The 18,193-nt window shown below is 64.6% G+C and carries 12 protein-coding genes; 8 read left to right on the plus strand and 4 right to left on the minus strand.

The window, feature by feature from the left end:
• Positions 1 to 164 precede the first annotated feature (164 nt).
• Complete coding sequence (locus tag H7J93_RS24670; RefSeq protein ID WP_267308916.1) at positions 165 to 566, plus strand: STAS domain-containing protein; 402 nt, start codon at positions 165 to 167, stop codon at positions 564 to 566.
• Here the strand turns inward: H7J93_RS24670 and H7J93_RS24675 are convergent.
• Complete coding sequence (locus tag H7J93_RS24675) at positions 550 to 1,689, minus strand: acetate kinase (protein WP_267308917.1); 1,140 nt, start codon at positions 1,687 to 1,689, stop codon at positions 550 to 552. The genes H7J93_RS24670 and H7J93_RS24675 overlap by 17 nt on opposite strands.
• Positions 1,686 to 3,758: a phosphate acetyltransferase gene (gene pta / locus H7J93_RS24680; RefSeq protein ID WP_267308918.1), complete on the minus strand. Its 2,073-nt coding sequence runs from the start codon at positions 3,756 to 3,758 to the stop codon at positions 1,686 to 1,688. Before pta ends, H7J93_RS24675 begins: the two co-directional genes overlap by 4 nt.
• A 287-nt stretch (positions 3,759 to 4,045) precedes the next feature.
• On the opposite strand from pta, the gene H7J93_RS24685 reads away from it, so the two are divergent.
• The 4 genes from H7J93_RS24685 to H7J93_RS24700 all read left to right on the plus strand — a co-directional run bounded on the left by H7J93_RS24685 (position 4,046) and on the right by H7J93_RS24700 (position 10,592).
• Positions 4,046 to 5,512 carry a hypothetical protein gene (locus tag H7J93_RS24685; RefSeq protein ID WP_267308919.1) on the plus strand — a complete coding sequence of 489 codons (1,467 nt, stop codon included), beginning with the start codon at positions 4,046 to 4,048 and terminating at the stop codon, positions 5,510 to 5,512.
• Complete coding sequence (locus H7J93_RS24690) at positions 5,505 to 6,929, plus strand: glycosyltransferase family 2 protein (RefSeq protein WP_267308920.1); 1,425 nt, start codon at positions 5,505 to 5,507, stop codon at positions 6,927 to 6,929. The genes H7J93_RS24685 and H7J93_RS24690 overlap by 8 nt, the downstream gene beginning before the upstream one ends.
• Before the next feature lie 176 nt (positions 6,930 to 7,105).
• Positions 7,106 to 8,923, plus strand: coding sequence for a hypothetical protein (locus H7J93_RS24695; protein ID WP_267308921.1), 1,818 nt, complete (start codon positions 7,106 to 7,108; stop codon positions 8,921 to 8,923).
• A gap of 4 nt (positions 8,924 to 8,927) precedes the next feature.
• Entirely contained in the window at positions 8,928 to 10,592 is a 1,665-nt protein-coding gene (locus H7J93_RS24700; protein ID WP_267308922.1) for an ArnT family glycosyltransferase, read from the plus strand.
• A 19-nt stretch (positions 10,593 to 10,611) separates the two neighbouring features.
• On the opposite strand, the gene H7J93_RS24705 is transcribed toward H7J93_RS24700, so the two are convergent.
• Positions 10,612 to 11,577 (minus strand): NAD-dependent epimerase/dehydratase family protein, encoded by a 966-nt coding sequence (locus H7J93_RS24705; RefSeq protein WP_267308923.1) that lies wholly within the window; start codon positions 11,575 to 11,577, stop codon positions 10,612 to 10,614.
• Positions 11,574 to 13,592 (minus strand): hypothetical protein, encoded by a 2,019-nt coding sequence (locus H7J93_RS24710; protein WP_372508025.1) that lies wholly within the window; start codon positions 13,590 to 13,592, stop codon positions 11,574 to 11,576. The genes H7J93_RS24705 and H7J93_RS24710 overlap by 4 nt, the downstream gene beginning before the upstream one ends.
• A gap of 97 nt (positions 13,593 to 13,689) precedes the next feature.
• Between H7J93_RS24710 and H7J93_RS24715 the strand changes: the two genes are divergently transcribed.
• Genes H7J93_RS24715 through H7J93_RS24725 form a run of 3 tightly spaced genes read left to right on the plus strand, consistent with a single transcriptional unit; the run spans position 13,690 to position 18,172 of the window.
• A complete protein-coding gene (locus H7J93_RS24715) occupies positions 13,690 to 15,153 on the plus strand; it encodes an oligosaccharide flippase family protein (RefSeq protein WP_267308925.1) in 1,464 nt (487 codons plus the stop codon).
• Between the two features lie 53 nt (positions 15,154 to 15,206).
• Positions 15,207 to 17,117 carry a glycosyltransferase gene (locus H7J93_RS24720; protein ID WP_372508026.1) on the plus strand — a complete coding sequence of 637 codons (1,911 nt, stop codon included), beginning with the start codon at positions 15,207 to 15,209 and terminating at the stop codon, positions 17,115 to 17,117.
• Complete coding sequence (locus tag H7J93_RS24725; RefSeq protein WP_267308927.1) at positions 17,114 to 18,172, plus strand: glycosyltransferase; 1,059 nt, start codon at positions 17,114 to 17,116, stop codon at positions 18,170 to 18,172. Before H7J93_RS24720 ends, H7J93_RS24725 begins: the two co-directional genes overlap by 4 nt.
• Positions 18,173 to 18,193: the final 21 nt, after the last annotated feature.

Raw genomic sequence — 18,193 nt, forward strand, 5'->3', positions numbered from 1 at the left:
GTTTGCTACGAAATCCGTCGTCTCCCGGCGCACGCCGCTGCGAATAGCCCGGAAAACCCTCATCAAGCTGCCATAGTCAAGCCACGAAATTAGTAGTAGCGTTCAGCTCAGGTTGAGTTTCCAGCCTAACTGGTGAGCAGATCAGTTCGACTGAGGAGCCGATCATGACCATAAGCACCTCCCGGGTATTTCGGCCGGACCCCGAGTCAGTCGGAAAGCGCGAGGTGCATCACCGCGCGACTTTCACTGCCCACAGTGACGCGCCGTCGACCGTCACCGTGACCGTCGAGGGTGAGGTGGACGCCTCCAACAGCCGTGAGCTGGCCGGCTACGTCCAACGCCACATCGCGGGGACCACCCACCTCATCGTCGACCTCAGGTTGGTCGACTTTCTGGGCACCGCTGGATTCGCGGCGCTGCACAACATCAACGTGATCTGCTGTGGTGCCGACTCCACCTGGGTGTTGCAGGCAGGACGGCGGGTGCGCCGCTTGTTAGAGATCTGCGATCCCGAGGGAGTACTACCGCTCGAGCGGTCGCGGTCGCTGCTCAGCTCCGATTCGTAAGCACCGACACACAGGCTCGCGCGATCGCCAGCTCCTCGTCGGTGGGAATCACCAACACTGTGGTCGCCGAGTCGTCCGTCGAAATCCGGCGTGCCACCTTGCTGGGGTCGGTGTTTCGTTGCTCGTCGAGCTCGATACCCAACGCGGTCATGCCGCTCACGGCGTCGCGTCGCACCGCGGCGTCGTTCTCGCCGACGCCCGCGGTGAAGGTGATGACATCGGCGGAGCCGAGCACGGCCAGATATGCGCCTATGTATTTGCGCAGTCGGTGGATGTACACGTCGTAGGCCAATTGTGCTGCCGCATCGCCCGATTCGATCTGCCGGTGGACCACGCGGAAGTCGATGTGGCCGCCGAGACCCAGCATTCCGGAGCGCCGGTTGAGCATCGACTCGATGTCGTCGACGCTCATGTTCGCGGTGCGCCACAGGTAGGCGTAGATGCCGGGGTCGAGGTCGCCCGAGCGGGTGCCCATCACCAGGCCCTCCATCGGCGTCAGACCCATCGACGTCTCCACGGGCCGGCCTCCGACGATCGCCGACGCCGATGCCCCGTTGCCGAGGTGCAGCACGATCTGGCGCAGCGAATCCAGTGGGGCGCCGAGAAATTCGGCGGCCTGTTCGCTCACATACTGGTGCGAGGTGCCGTGGAAGCCGTACCGGCGAATACCCCATTGCGCGGCGATGTCGCGGTCGATCGCATATGTCGCCGCCGCGGGCGGCAGATCATGGAAGAAGGCGGTGTCGAACACGGCGATGTGCGGCAGATCGGGAAGCGCGCGGCGGGCCACCTCGATACCGAGCAGCGCAGGTGGATTGTGTAGCGGCGCAAGCGGGGACAGCTCGTCGATCTTGCCGATCAGGGCGTCGTCCACGAGCGTGGGCTCGTACAGGTCCGGTCCGCCATGGACCACCCGGTGTCCCACGGCGACCAGTCCGGCCATGTCGTCGTCCAGCGCGTCGAAGGCGGCCTGCAGTGCGGCGGCGTGATCGGGTACTCCGCCGTCCTTGGTCTCTCCGATGCGCTCGACGATGCCATCGGCGACCGTGCTGCCCGAGTCCGCGTCGACGACCGCGTATTTCAGCGATGACGACCCTGAGTTGACGACCAGAACACGGTTCATAGGGTCTGCGCCTGGATCGCAGTGATGGCAACAGTGTTGACGATGTCCTCGACCAAGGCGCCCCTCGACAGATCGTTCACGGGTTTCTTCAGACCCTGCAACACCGGGCCGATCGCGATCGCGCCAGCGCTTCGCTGCACCGCTTTGTAGGTGTTGTTGCCCGTGTTCAGGTCGGGGAAGATCAGCACGGTCGCCCGCCCGGCGACCTGGGAGTCGGGCATCTTCGTCTCGGCGACCGACGGTTCGACCGCGGCGTCGTACTGAATGGGTCCATCGACCAGCAGGTCGGGCTCCCGCTGGCGGACGAGTTCCGTTGCGGTCCTGACCTTGTCGACATCTGCACCGGTGCCGCTCGTGCCCGTCGAGTACGACAGCATGGCGACTCGCGGATCGATGCCGAACCTGGCGGCGGTGCGCGCCGAGGAGATGGCGATGTCGGCGAGTTGTTCGGCCGTCGGATCCGGCACGATGGCGCAGTCACCATAGGCGAGTACCCGGTCCGACAGGCACATCAGGAAGATGCTCGACACGGTCGAGACGTCGGGCAGCGTCTTGATGATCTCGAACGATGGCCGCACGGTGTGCGCGGTGGTGTGCCGGGCCCCCGACACCATGCCGTCCACGATGTCGTTGTGCACCAGCATCGTCCCGAAGTACGACACATCGTGGATGATCTCGCGGGCCTGCTCGACCGTCACGCCCTTGTGCTTGCGGATTTCGGCGTACTGTTCGGCGAACATGTCACACAGCTCGCTGGTCTGCGGGTCGAGGACCTCAGCAGCAGACAGGTCGAGGCCGAGTTCGGCTGCGCGAGCGCGGATCCGGGCCTCCTCGCCGAGGATGGTCAGATCGGCGACGCCGCGCTGCAGCAGTCGTCCCGCCGCGGTGAGGATGCGATCGTCGTCGCCCTCCGGGAGCACGATGCGCTTGCGGTCCGAGCGCGCCCAATCCAGCAGCTGGTAGGTGAACATCTGCGGGGTCACCACCGACGGAATCGCGATGCTCAACTGCGCCAGTAGATCCGCGGTGTCGACATGCTCTTCCATCAGCGCGAGCGCGGTGTCGATCTTGCGCAGCGAGGTGGCCGTGACCCGCCCCCGGGTCGCAGCCACCCGGCTGGCCGTCTCGAACGTGCCGAACCGCGTCGCGATGATCGGCACCCGCAGGCCCAGCCCGGACACCAGGTCCGCGATCGACGGGTGCAGCTCCAGGCCGCCATTGAGGATGAGACAACTCAGCGACGGAAAGCCTTCTGCGGCATGGGCACTCACGACGGCAAGGACGACGTCGGAGCGGTCGCCGGCTGTGATGACGGCGACACCTTCCTTGAGCCGCTCCAGCACATGCTCGGCGGTCATGCCCGCGACCAGGACATGCATCGCCTCGCGCGACAGCAGCGCCGGATCGCCCGCGATCACGGTGCCCTCGACAGCTGACTGCAGCTCGGCGACCGAGGGGGCAACCAGCAGCGGCTCCTCGGGTAGCACGTAGCACTTCGGGCCGAACGGCTCGAGCGCCGCCGCCACGGCGGCCATTGCATTCGGGTCGCAGCGGTTGGCGACCACCGCCGCGGTATGCGCATGCTGGGCGCGGATCTCGGCCAGGCACACATCGGTGATCTGCGCGACCTGCTCGGGGCTGCGGTCCTTGGCCTTCACCGCAAGCACGACGGGCGCACCGAGATTGGCCGCGATACGCGCGTTCGTCGACAGCTCGCTCGGTGCGGCGACGTCGGTGTAGTCGCTGCCGACGATGAGCACCGCATCGCACTGGTCGGCCACCCGGTGGTACCGGTCGACGATGTCGCCGATGGCCGAGTCGGGGTCTTCGTGCAGCTGCTGGTAACTGACTCCTATGCACTCCTCATAGGGCAACCCCGCGGTCGCCTGAGAGAGCAGGAGCTCAAGGATGTAGTCGCGCTCCTCCCCAAGGCGGGTGATCGGACGGAAAACGCCGACCTTTGCCACTGTCGCCGCGAGTCGATGCAGGATGCCCAGCGCGATCGTCGATTTCCCCGTGTCGCCTTCTGGTGAAGCGACGTAGATCCCGGAATTCGGCTCAGCGGGCACGACACGAGCCTAAGACAACCCCCGGTTGGACTGCGCTGAGCCTCAACGTCGTTTACGATCTTGATCGCGAACGGCTTCGGGGGCCGGTGACACGCCTCGCACGCTGGGGTTATCCGCTGCGGTGCTTCCGTGTAATTGACGGCTGTGTGATTTAGGTCATACGGCACGCCGAGTGACGGAATTTGCTGGTATCGTGCTTGGAAGCTTAAAGCCGTTATCAGTGATCTTGTTACTGAGGCAGATAGCGTAACTGACTGCCCGTCGGGGGGCTGTCCGTAAGGTGAATCTTGGAAACGAAGCTCGCCGCTTCCGTGCGTCCGCTTGCTCTGGTCGAGGAGCCACCACCACCTCCGTCGATCCCCTTTACGCAGCGATACTGGCCCCGCCTCGCGTTCGTCGGCGTCCTGGCGTTCGGCTCCTACGCCTTCGCGGTCGCAGAGGTCATCGGCCACGCATTGGTGGGATCGCGGGCGGTACTCCTGCTCGTCCTGCCGATCCTGATCGGCGTGATTGCCAGTGGGTACCGGCAAGCACCACGGGGTGTCAGCGACGGCGAGTCGGACTGGATTGTCGCCGTCCTGGTCGGAGTCGTCGGCTTCACCGGACTTCATCTGTTACAGCATCGGACGCCGACCTTGGCGCTGCTGTGGCAGCTGAACCTGTTCGGAGTCGTCCTTTGGACCGCGTGCCTGTTCGCCATCATGCTGGGCGTTCGCTACGTCGTGCGGATGTGGCAACTGTGGCTGTTCGCGCTGTGCTGCGTCAGCCCGCTGCCATTTCTCATGACAGCGGCCGCGTTCGGTGGTTCGGATACCGCAGTCGCGCTTCTGACGGCAGTCATCGGGGCAGTCGCGGTGTTTCTCGCCGGACGCTGCGCGCCGCTGGGCCGACGCATGCTGGCGACTTTCGTATGCCTGGGCACCGCGGTCGCGCTGACGCTGACGCTGGTTGGTCACCTGAGTCTCGCGGCCACGGTCGTGCTCGTCGCAGGCATCGTGCCCGTCATCATCACGGTGGCCATGTTGCGTGTCGGCGCGAGGCACGAAAACGCCGCAACCGCACGGCCCACCCTGCCGCGGCGCTCACCGCTGTCGCTGGTGCCCCTCGTGCTCGTGGCCGTGGCGCTGCTGGCGATCAATACGCCGCACACACGGAGCGCGGACGCCACGCCCGCCGCCCCCGATTGGGCGCAACGCGCGGGTTTCGGTGCGCCGCAGACGTTCCCGTTCATCGCGAGGTTCGCCGGTCATGACGCCACGCTGGTGCGCTATACCGTGCCCGCCGCGGCCGGTATGCCGGCAGCGGCCGTCGATGTCATCACGGCCCGTCAAATCTCGACGCTACGGGACCTCGACCACATGGTCTGGTATCCGAGCAGCCGGCCCCTCGAATACCAGTCGGCGGCAGGCGAATCGATGCCCGCGGGTGCGCGCATCATCCACAGCAACGCCGACGCCACGACGGACGCCAACGCCGTCGACTGGTACGCCGTCACCTGGCTGTGGGATACCGGCACCGCTCATCAACGTGTCACCGTGATCGTCAATCAGGCTATCAACAGCGATGCACCGCCGCCGGCCCCGGAAGAACTGTCATTCCTCGACATGTCACTGGCGCCCGCGCTGTGGTTGGCCCGCCAGCAGCCCGACGGCATCGGTCAAGTGGACCCGCTCGTCGTCAAGCGAGCGGACCAGATCGTCGAACTGCTGAACCACTCGTCCGGCGTCGAACCCCGGGCAGAGACCGGTGTCTGAGACGCCCGAAGCTGTTGTGCTGCCGGCGCATTTGTCGGCACGCACACTTCTCGGGCGCACATCGCTGATCATCTTCGGCGGCCTTGCGGCGGTGCTCATCACCGTCATCATCTTCTGGCCGCACGACATCCCGCCGCTGATCACCGGGCTGATCGCACTGCTCTATCTCTGTTCGACAATCGACCGGAACTACCTCGTGCTCAGAGGTCTGAAATCGTCGGCCCTGATCCGCGTAAGCAACCAAGAGGCGCGGATGCTGACCGACGAGGAGCTGCCGGTCTACACCGTCCTGCTGCCCGTCTACGACGAGCCGGCCATCGTGTCCAACCTGATCAACGGCGTCGGCAAGCTCGACTATCCGAGCGACAAACTCGAAATTCTGCTTCTGGTGGAAGAGGACGACATCGCCACGCAGAACGCTCTTTTCGACGCGGATCTGCGGTCTGTACGGATCGTCCTGGTGCCCCACAGCATGCCCAAGACGAAACCCAAAGCGTGCAACTACGGTATGTCGCTGCCCGACCTGCGGGGCGAACTGGTGACGATCTACGACGCCGAGGACATTCCCGACCCGCTGCAGCTGCGTCGCGCGGTCGTCGCCTTCCGGCGCACCCCACCCGACGTCGGCTGCCTGCAGGCACGGCTCGCGTATTTCAACGAGCGGCAGAACCTGCTCACCCGGTGGTTCTCGCTGGAGTACGACCAGTGGTTCGGCGTGGTGTTGCCTGCCGTCGACGAGCTGCGTTGTGTGGTGCCGCTGGGTGGGACGTCCAATCACATGCCGACCAAGGTGTGGCGCGACATCGGCGGCTGGGACGAGTTCAACGTCACCGAGGATGCCGATCTGGGCGTGCGCCTGGCACGCCATGGCTACCGGACACTGATTCTCGACTCGATCACATTGGAGGAAGCCAACTCCGACGTCGTCAACTGGATCAGGCAGCGGTCGCGTTGGTACAAGGGCTACCTGCAGACCATGATGGTTCACCTGCGTACGCCAGCCGACCTACGAGAGAAGGTCGGAACGAAGGCGACTCTACGTTTGATCAACATGACCGGCGGCGTTCCCATTACCGCCGCCATCAATCTGCTGTTCTGGTTCATCATGGTCATCTGGGTGCTGGGCAGACCCGACTTCGTGACCGAGCTCTTCCCGCCGATCACCTACTACATCTGCCTGGCTCTGTTCATCGTCGGCGCACCGCTATCGATCTTCGTCGGACTGATCGCCACCCAGGCACTCGGTAAGCCATACCTGTGGTGGGCTGCACTTCTGGCGCCGATGTATTGGTTACTGCAGTCGATTGCCGCGTTGAAAGCCCTGTACCAGTTCGTATTCCGCCCATTCTTCTGGGAGAAGACGGTGCACGGTCTCACCCACCAGGCAGCCTCGGCCCCGACTCCCGGAGGAAACTGATGCATCCGATCGCGCGGACGCTGATTGTGGCGGTTGTCGCCGCCGGCGCAGTCGTCGGCCAAACGGTGGTTGCGTGGGGACCTGTCGTGACGGCACAGCCGGACATAGTCGAACCGGTCGAACCAATCGAACCAGTCGAACCGGTCGAACCAATCGAAGTGGTCGAACCAGTCGGAGTGGTCGAACCAAACGTGACGCCTGCGATCAGCTGGACGCAGTTGGGCCTGCCCGAAAGGATGGACCTGATCGGTTCGAACCAGAAGTTCGACACGTCGATTCCGGTGCCGGAGGGCATCGGTCCCGCGTTGCTGACCGGTGAGATCGGGTCGGTTGTCAACGTGGTCGACGGCCGCGTCGACGTCCTGGATTCTCGTGGCATCGTGCTCGGCAGCATCGGCGTGCCCGTGGGGGTGTCCACGGCGCCATTCCTGGTCGACATCACCGCCGCACAGGTGACCGAGGGCCGGGCACCGCTGAGTTTCATTCTGCGCGAGAACAACCCGCCGTCGAACAGCTGCTCGGTACCTCCCTCACTCAGCCTGAGCCAGCTCATGACCACCTACTCCGGCCCTCCCCCGGACCCCACCACTGTCGCTGGATTCCTGCCGGGCTACCTCGACCAGATCCTGATCAACGTCGGCCCCCACCCGAGCGGCAGCCAACAGCAGGCGGCCCTCAATCTGGTGTCCGCCCTCACCCGCGTCTACCGCCCGATGCCCGTGCGTATCGCCGTCACCACCACCGAGTTCCCCCCGCTGGCTGGTGGCCCGCTGACCCGCGTCATCGATATGCGCGACGGGGAACAAGCGGGAATCGCGGTGGAGAACCCGGGCACCCCCAACGCCGTGCTGGCCATCACCGGCACCGGCGACGAACTGATGCAGCAGGTGGACCTTCTGACCGACCGACGCATCGGACTGGCCCAAAGCGATTCAGCTGTCGTGCTTTCCGCCCGCACCGATGTGGCGCAGTCGACCAACATCAAGACGTTCGGCCAGCTCGGCATGACGGGTTCGACGTCGGTTCTCGGGACCAGCACGCTCTACGCAGGGTTCGACGTCAGCGAGTTCGGGGTCGGGTCCATCAGTAGCGCCACGATTCACCTGAAGGCCAAGTACACCCCGATCAGCGGCGGCGAGGGGTCGATTCTCATCCGTTCGGGTTCAACCGTCGTGGCCACCCATACGCTCGACAACTCCGGTGTGCTTGACCTGACCGGCGAGATTCCTCCGGAGTCGATCACCTCGAACGTCGGTATGGCGATGGAACTTCGGTACATTCCCCGCCAGGAATGTGCGCCGCTGAATGACCGGATGACGTTCACGCTGGACCCTGCATCGACGGTCGCCGTCACGCCCGGCACACACAACCGGGGCGGTTTCCCCATTCTGCCGATGGCGTTCACCCCCGAGTTCGATGTCGCGATCGACAGCCCCGAGCACCTGCCGCACGCCGCACAGGCGATCAACCTGATGGGACAGCACACGGCGGTGATGCTTCGGCCACGGCTGACCGCATTCTCGGCCGCCGCCTCCTCGAGCACCCCGCTGCTCGCCGTCACCAGCAGCGACGAACTTGCCAAGGCGAACATGAAAGCGCCGCTGCTGCCCGGCGGCCCGAACACGGTGGAGGTCACCGGAAGCACCTCCACCGACGTCGACCTCAAGGGCGCACTCGGTATCGTGCAGGCGTTCACCGATAAGGAGCGCACGATACTGGCCGTGTCCGGCAGCGGTGACTGGTCGTTGGTCGACGCCAGCTTCGAGTACATCCGTGCATTGCCGAACCGATGGGCGTCGTTGACGGGCGACGTGGTCGCAACCGGTGCGGCCCACGAAACTGTCAACCTCACCGTCCGCGAAGGCGGCGGGCTCGTCAACGAGTACCCCGGCGACCCGTGGAAGTGGTGGGCCTGGGCGACGATCGGATTGGGCGGCTGCGCCGTGCTCGCGGCGGCGATATGGATGATTGTCCGGCGACGCACCAGGACCTGACACCATGACGGCACCGGCACGGCGTTGGGGCATCGCACTTTTTGCGATCCTCACTGTGTTTTACTTCTCGGTCGGTGCCGTACTCATCCTGCGGTACAACATGTTCGACCCGGACGCGCCGAGCCGAGTGGCGAACGCCGGATACGTGGTGATGAGTCGCCATCCCCACCTCTCCGCGATCGGATTCGTCTGGAATCCGCTGCCCAGCCTTGTCGAAGTGCCCGTGCTGCAACTCAGTCGCTGGTGGCCGGAGGTGAAGACGCACGGGCTGGCCGGTGTGGCGCAGAGCGCGCTGTTCATGGCGGGCGCAGCGGTGATGGTCCGGCGCATCGCACTGGACCGCGGTGTCGGCGACGTGTGGCGCTGGCTCGCAGTCGCCTGCTTCGCACTGCAGCCCATGATCATCATCTACGGCGCTTCCGGGATGAGCGAAGCCGCGCAGGTGTTCTGTGTGCTGTGGTGCGCCCGCCACCTGATGCAGTGGGTGAGCAGGAGACGAGTCGGTGATCTCGGCTGGGCCGGAGTGGCTTTGGGCGTGGGCTACCTGGCCCGGTACGAGATCGTCGCCGCCGCGTGCGGTGCAGCCCTGTTGGTTGCTGTGATCGCATTCCGGCGTTCCGAACGTGAAAACCGGCTCAACTCCGCGGTTCTCAGCGTGATCATTGTGTTGTTCCCATTGGCGGCGGCATTATCGATATGGGCGTTCACCGGGTGGGTGGTCTCCGGTGAGGCGTTCGCAACCCTCACGTCGCAGTACGGCAACGGCAGCCAGGTGGCCGCAGCCGCGGAACGCGCAGGCCCGCATATGAAGGCCGCCTCCGACGACTGGGTGGTCATCTCCGCCCGGATACTGGGCATGCAGCCGTTCGTCGGGCTGGCGTCTGCGGGCGCGGTGGTGCTCGCCGCGCTGAGCAGGAAGGCCGACGCTCTGGTCCCGGTCTTCACGTTCGGTCCGATTCTGGCCTTCGCCGCGTGGAGTCAGTACTCGTCGACGACGTTCGGCTGGTTCCGGTTCTATCTGCTCGCGGTCCCGCTGGTGGTGTGCATAGCGTTGGCGTGCTGGGAGCCCGTTGCCTCGGCGGCACGGGCTGCGCGGGCGTGGTGGCGGGCGGACAACGTCCCGAGCCGGGTCGGTGCGGGACTGTTGTGCGCGTCGTTGGCCGTCGGGCTGCCCGTGACGGTGTTGGCGATGTCGAACGAGCGAATCGGCAACCAGCAGTTGCAGTATGGGTTGAAGTCGTTGATCTATCCCGAGGACTATCCGCCCACCGAGCAGTGGTACCGGCGGTTGATGGTCAACGATCGTTCGTTGGCCCAATACTTCGACCGCAAGCACCTACCGGAGGGCTCCGTCCTGATGGACACTTTCAACACCTGGGGCGTCTGGCTCGCGTCGAAGAACCCGAAACAGTTCGTCATCACGAGCGACTACGACTTCACCGCAGTGCTGAACCGACCGTGGGATTTCGGCGTGCAGTACATCGTCGCGAGCAATCCGGCGATCTCCCAAGCGGACGCGTTGAACATCCGCTACCCGTCGCTGTGGGCCGACGGCGCGGGCCTCGGCACGCTTGTGCACTCGGTCTATGGAGCCACGGGCGACGAACGATTCCGTATTTACCGCACCACCGGAAGGCCGGCCCCGCCGAACGCTCAGACCACCGGATAACTCGCGGTCGTCGGTTCACTCATTGCGGTAACCCGCCTCCGCATTCCCGTCGCCAATCAGAAAATGCCTCTTGCAACGAATACTGTTGGACGAAGCCAATATCGGCGAGGCGGTCCGAGCTGATGTTGGTATCGAGATGCAACTTCTGGATGCGCCGCGGATGAACGCCGAAGCGTCCGCCCAGCGGGTCGATCAACCCGAAGGGCGTCGCCGCGGCCACGGCAAGACGATAAGGAACGGTCGGCGGTCGGCGGTGCCACCCCCACGCCCGGTTGATGGCATCGACGATGTCTCGGATCGTGGTCGGCTGCGGGTAGACGGCGTGGTAGGTGTCGTGTGGCCCGTCGTCGTCGATGAGGTGGACCAGCAGCCGCACCATGTCCTTGAGGTAGATGCAGCTCTTCACCGTGTCCTGACGACCGATGTAAGCGAAGCGCCGTCGGCTCAGGCCGTGGATCAGGCGTCGCATGTTGCCTTGATCGCCGGGGCCGAAGACCACGCCGGGGCGAACGATACGCAGACGGCGCCCGGGTCCGCCGGCCTGCCACGTCCGGAGGATCTCCTCGGCCTGCAGCTTGCTGCAACCGTACGCGGTGTCGGCGTCGAGGAAGTCGTTCTCGGCTCGTCGCCAGGGGCCGGCGGCGAAGGCCATCATCGAACTGGTGAAGATGATGTTCTGCACACCCGCGCGTTCGGCCGCCCGACACAGCCGACGGGTGGCCTCGGCATTGTTCGCGAAATAGTCCCGCCAGGGACTGCCGGGCTCTTTTGAGAGGGCGGCGAGGTGGATGATGGTCGACGGACGTGGTGTGACATCGAATGCATCTTCGTCAAGTGTGGTCAAATCGCAGCGGAGTGAGTCAGTCGGCTCCGCGGTACGGTCGAGACCAACCACCGGACGGCCGATCTTGCGGAGATGCGCAACCAACGACCCACCGATGAACCCTGAACTGCCCGTAACGATGACCGAATCGTTGAAGGTCATCGTGCGCGTCGCCTGCGGGCGACGATCAGAGCGGCCGCTGCGATGACGAGGGCGGCGACCGATCCCGCGCCGAGCCACCATAGCCAGCCCGGCCGCGCATCACTGTCACTTTCAGATGCGGCGACCGAGGCAGAAGAATATGACGGGGGATTGATAGTCACCGGATCGTGCCCGGCCACCGACACCACAGCGATACCACGGAGATTCTGCCAGCGCTGCGGCTCGCCGTTGAGCCATCCGAAAAGCTCGTCTAGTTGAGCGGCAGGCCCATTGGACGTGGCGATCAACATAGTCCGACCGTTGTCGAAAACCGTTTGTAGAGAAGCGAACCGCAACGCCGGATCCAGGGTGACCACGGTGGGATCACCTCCAGATTCGTTGGCGTTGAAGGTGATCGGCCCAGTATCCGATGCGGCAACGGGCAACACGATGTTGGAGTTGTTCCAGCCTTCAGCAGCGATCACCAAGGCAGGGTTTGATGAGTCGATCGCCTCCTGAACGCTCTTGACGACAACGTCGATAGGCGTGTTCGAAGTCCGCTTCTGCAGACCCACGACAACGTTGACCGCTCGAATGGTGTCAGGCAGCGAGCGGGGTTTGATGCCCACCGTGAGTTGCGGCATCAGTGCCTGCGGCAGCGATTGGAATCCGGCAGGCACGGGCGGTTTCGCCGGACTGCTCTGCACTTGGCTGTCGCCGTCGATTGTCAACGTCGGTACACGGTCGCCGGGATCGAAGGTGTAGAAATCTCCGCATCGTCCGGCGTTACCTGCCTCGTTCAACGCCACACGAATCAGGGTGTATCGATCGAGGAGCCGATCCGGAACTGTGACCGAGCGGTCGATGTTGCCCGTGTTGTCAGCGGGCCAGTGGTCGATGATTTCCTCGCCTATCGACACTGTGATCTGCCCGCCGATATCGGGCGGCATCGGGGTGTAGGACCCCTCCAACTGCAAACGCACGTCATGGATTGATCTACCAAATCGCGTCTGGTCCAATCCGATCGACACCTGCGGCTCCAGGGCGGTGGCGCTGAGGGAGGGCTGACCGAGGTCACGCAGCGTTGTCGTGTCACTGGGGAACTGCTCGGTGGGATCCAGGGAGTCCACGACAGCTTTGGGGGATAGAGCGAGCGGGGACAGATCGTCGAACAACAAATCGATGTCAGGCTTGCTTGCCTGCCCCAAAGGCCCTGAGATCAGCAACCACGGCGCTTCGGGGGCACCCTGTACTGACAGTCCGTCGTTCGGCCCTTCTTTGATCACGACCTGGCGCTCCAGAGGTTGCGGAGGCCCCGGCGGTATCGCCTGGGCGTTCGGCAGCGGAACCACCACGATCTGGGGGGCGTGACCACCGTAATTCACGGTCGCTGAGCTGGCCAGTTGAATTGCCGCCTCAGACTCCGCGGGCGAAGGTGACTGTGGCAGAAATATCGTCAGCTGGCGGAGCACCGGCGGCAGGAAGGCGGCGACTGTGGCGGGCGGCTGCTCGACACCGGCGAAGCTGACGGAGCCATCGATCAGACGCAACGGGCTCTCGGCCCTGAAACACTGCCTGTCCAGCGGAAGTAGGTAGGTGTGCACGGACACCGTCACGGAGCCGTCGATCACCGCTGCGCCACCGAGTGGGATCTCCACCGGCACCAGGTTGGCGGGAGGCAGGTCCACACGCCCGAGGATCCGGTCGCCCTGCATCACCGTCAGCAGTCCGGACTGAAAATTGATCGGTAGCTCGACCGTCGTGTTCAGTGCAATGGGCGTGAGCCCGGGCGGAACCGGCAGAGTCAGACGCTGTGATGAGGTTTCGCCGTAGAACGCCAAGGGCGAAACGATCCCCAGTTCCCGAAGCGAAATACTTGATGTGCCCCCCGGTGGCGCCGTGTCCGTCGCCGCGATCTCGTCGCCGGGCTGACCATGGGATGGCGGAGCCGTAATGGCAAAGACACCAACCGCGGCAATCGCGAGCGCAACGACCACGTCTACACACTTCCGGTACATCACGGCAACAGTATGCATTCTTTGCGCCTGTTCTTGAGGTAACGTTCCGGGACGATCTGTCAGATGTCGACTCCGGTGGAATGCGGGTGATCTCCCGATTTGGTGCCTGTAAGCCATGACTGAGCCGCCGGCACCCGGTGCGGAAGTACCGTCTGTTCCCCTCACGCGAATCGCTCACGCGTTCTCGATCCAATTGATCTGCCGGGTGCTGGGCCTAATGGCGTCGGTGTTCTCGGTGGCGATGACCGCGCGCTACCTGGGTCCTGACAGTTACGGCCAGCTGGTCATCGCGGTGATGTTCATCGGAATGTGGACCAGCCTCGCCCATCTCGGGATCGCCACCGTGATCGTTCGTCGCGTGACATCCGGTCGCGGCGACCTCGAGAGACTGGTGCGGGTCAACAGCGGCCTGGCTTTGATCTATTGCATTCCGCTCGCCGCTGCGGCCGCGCTGTCGGGCTTGCTCATATACGACGACTTCGACGTACGAGTCATGCTTGTCGTGTTGTCCGGGGGGCTGCTGCTGCAGACCATGGTGACGAGGTTCGAGCCAGTGTTCCTTGTCACCGTCCGCTTTTCCGCGGTCGCACTGTCGGACGTGGCAGGCCGGGTAGGCACGCTGATCATGGTGGCCTGTCTGGTGTCCATTCAGGCTGACGTCATCTGGTTCGCTGTCGCGCAACTCATCCCTCCCGTCCTTCAGCTGTTGATCCAGGGCACCGCCGCGATGCGGCACGTCTCGGTACGTCCGATCTTCGCGCTTCGTGAGGCCGCCGATCTGTTGCGAGAAAGCCTGCCGCTCACTGCCTTCCTGGTGGCCGGGCTCCTGTATTCCAATGCAGACGGCGTGGTCCTTTCGCTCCTCTCCACCGATTTCGAGGTGGGGGTGTACGGGTTGGCGTTCACGATCGCGTGGAGCACTATCGCGGTCTCCCTTGTGTTCCACAGTTCAACCCTGTCGACGCTCACGGGCTCGTTCGCACGTGACGTCGGCGACTTCGCCAGCTTTCTGCGCCGCAGCGTCGAAGTGATGGCCTTTGTGGCAGTCCCGATCTGTGTCGTCGGCGCACTTCTCTCCGGCCCGTTGATCGCGCTGTTCGGCGACGATGCCTTCGTCGAGCGCGGGACCCCGACGCTGGCGCTGCTGTTCATCGCCGCGGGGCTGCGCTTCATCAGCAGCACCCTTGGTCAGGGGTTGATCGCCTCTCATCAACAACGAGTCCTGTTGTGGTTGACCCTCGTCACCCTCGTGCTCAACCTCGCATTGAATGTCGCTCTCGCGGAGCGATTCGGCGCCGTCGGGGCCGGCGTGGCATTGGTATGCACCGAGTTGTTCCACATGACCGTCTCGACCTGGCGGCTGCGTACTCGATGCGGATACCGCACACCGGTGGTGTTCCTGCTGCGACTTCTGGTGCCAACAGCAGCCAGCGTTGTGGTGACACTGTGGCTCTCCGACCACCACGTCGTGCTGACACTGGGTGCTGCCGCAGTTGCCTATGTGGCCACCAGCGCGCTCGTCGGCCCGATCAGATGGTCCGACCTGAAGTCGTTCCGGCAGAAGCAGTCTGCATCGTGAAAGGCAAACCCGACCGCGCCTATCTGAAACCCGCCGTCGGCGGCACCGAATCCATGCCGCCGATCCGCACGATGGCGGTGTTGATCGTGAACGACCAGGCCCACTCCGCGCTGGGAATGTGTTTGGCAAGTGTCGCCGAACACCTGCCTGAGCTACAGGTCTATGTGTACGACGACAGCGCCGGTCACCTCGCCCGGGATGAGCTCGGCGCCCGCTACCCCGCGGTGCACTGGATATGCGGTCCGTCGCGTCCGCGCTTCGCCGCGGCCTTCAACGCACTGGCCGAGAACGTGCCGAGCGACGCCGACCTGCTGTTCCTGCGTGCCAATGCCCGTGTGCTCGGGCCGTTGACCCGCACCAAGGAGTTGCTCGGCGAGCCATCGGTAGCGGCGGTTTCGCCGCTGATGCGCGACAACACTGCACCCGGACGGGCCCGCTGGGACAGCGCCATCCGGCGTCAAACGCTTCTTCGGTCGCTCGTCTCGACGGCGGGGTTATCTGATTCGCTTCGCCGAACCCCTGTCTCGCTGTTGTACCCGCGCCAACCTTCCGAAGCGGAGAACATCGGCGGCTATTTGGACAGCCCGTGCCTGGCGATCAGCCGAACGGCATGGAACTCTGTCGGCGGCTTTGACGAAGAGTTCTTTCTGTACGGCGAGTCCGCCGATTGGCAGGCTCGCGCCCGCGCTGCCGGATGGCGAATACTGCTGGCCGATGAACTGGGCGTCGAGCGGGTGACTCCCGACCCCGGTCAGGCTGGTAGTCGACGTGACCGCGACGTGACACGCACCAATACCGCGCTGCTGCTCGAGCATCACGAAGGTGTCCGTAAAGCAGATGTGTATCTGGCCGGCGCCACGCTCCTGGATCGGCTACGGCGGCCGAAGCGGAGTGTCCCGACACCTGGAGCCGGGCGCAGCCGCACGGACTTGCCGGAGGTGGTGATCGTCACCAACCGTCTCGTATACGGCGGGGCCGAACGGCAAAAGGGCCTGCTGGCAACGGAGTTGGATCGCCGCGGATATCCGGTCACGATTGTCTGTGTTCAGCGATACGGTCCGGTCATCGCTGAAATCCCGGAAACCGTACGTGTCGTGCGCCGCCCATGGTGGGCTCCGATACGTGAGAGATCCACCCGCCCAGCCGTCCTCGTCACCGGCGACACCAACACCGAGACGGGGTTCGGCACGTTGTGGCGCGCGGGCGCCGCGAACCGGCGATGGCTCGTCGCGGCCCATGTTCCGCCAGCGGACGACGAGCCGATCTACTCCCACCCACTGACCGCGGCAATGAACCGCGCGGACGGCTTCATTGTTCTGGCACAACGGCATTGGGACATGCTGGTCTCGACACATCGGCTCCGCGGCCCGTACTTCATCGCGCCGAACGGAGTGAGCTTGACCGGGAATCCGACCCCACGGATACGTCCCGACGACTCGCTCCCACACCTCGTGATGCTCTCGCGAATCGTCGAACACAAGAATCCACATGTGCTGATTGAGGCGCTCAGCCAACTCGCCGATATGCCCTGGCAACTATCAATTTTCGGCGATGGTCCTGATCGTGCGATGTTGGAGGCCAAGACCCCTGACCACCTGCGTGATCGGGTGCAATGGCGCGGGTGGTCAGCGGGTCCGGAGCCGGCACTCGCTGACGCCGACCTGCTGTGTGTCCCGAGCCGCTCCGAGGCTTTCCCGCTAGTGATCCTCGAGGCGATGGCCCGCGCGGTCCCGGTCGCCGCCTCGGCGGTATGCGCCGTCCCTGAGATGCTGGACTTCGGAAGAGCCGGGTACCTCGTCGAGCCGATCTCGGTGGCAGGATGGCGAGATCAGCTCGCCCAGATCCTGGCAGACCCCGGGGCATTACCTTCGGTCGGGCAACGTGGCTACGAGCGCATGCGCCAGCACTACACGGTGGAGGCGATGACCGACGCCTACATCGAAGCAATCGAGGCCGTTCTATGAATTCTCCTCGGGTGCTGTGGCTTTCGCCGTGGATGCGTAGTCTGGCCCGAGTTCAGACCGAAGCGCTGCTGCGGCAGGGCGCCGATGTCCTGTTGGTCACCTCCGATCAGCACCCGGAGTCCGACGCCGCCCGCGATTACGAGTTGGTGCTCGAGCCGCGGTTCAAGAAAGCCGCGACCTGGATACCCACCCTCAAAGCCCTGCGCCGCGTCCGCGAGTACAGACCCGATGTCGTGATCACCGAACTGGTACGGGATCCACGCTGGATGATGTTCGCCGGACGAACTCCACGAATCCAGGTGATCCACGACGACCGTGCACATGACCCCGATGAAGAAGTTCCTGCCTACGAACGCGCTGTCTTCGACCGCTTCGGCGCCCGCTCGGCAGCGACCGTCACCTACAGCCGATATGTGGCGCAGGCCGTGGCAGGACGACGCGACGTCGCGGGCACCCAGATATGGGTAGCGCCCCTGCCGAGCGATCTCGACCCCGAGCGGGTCCCCCCATGGGTGGACGCGTCTGGACGCGCCGACTTCGTGATGTTCGGTCGGCTCAACCCGTACAAGAACCTGGACGTCGTGCTTAAGGCCTGGGACCAACACGTTGGCGGCGGCCGCTGGCGAGGCGACAATCTGGTACTCATGGGCGACGGGCAAATCGAGGCCGGTGCGCTACCCGACTACACGCGCTGGCGCCAGGGCAACTACCGATATACCGAGGTGGTCTCCACGCTGGCAGCCGCGAAGGGCTCGGTCGCCCACTATCGGCGCGCATCACAGAGCGGTGTCCAGGTGCTCTCGATGCAATTGGGTGTGATGCCGATCGTGTCTACCGCGGGTGCGTTGCCGGAATATCAGCCGCCGGGCTGCCCTCCCGTCGGTGTCGACGATGTCGCCGGACTGGCAGCGACGTTCGATCTGCTTGCCGATCCCGTCATCGCCGCACAGAGTGGAGATGCAGCGGCGCGACACTATTCTCAGCTGTACGCCGCCGAGCACGGAGCACGGCGGTTCCTCGAGGTCATTGCGCAGGTGGTGGCCCGTCGGCGTTGACCCGCCGGCCACCCCATCGCC

This window comes from Mycobacterium barrassiae (genome assembly GCF_025822765.1).
Lineage (GTDB): Bacteria > Actinomycetota > Actinomycetes > Mycobacteriales > Mycobacteriaceae > Mycobacterium > Mycobacterium barrassiae.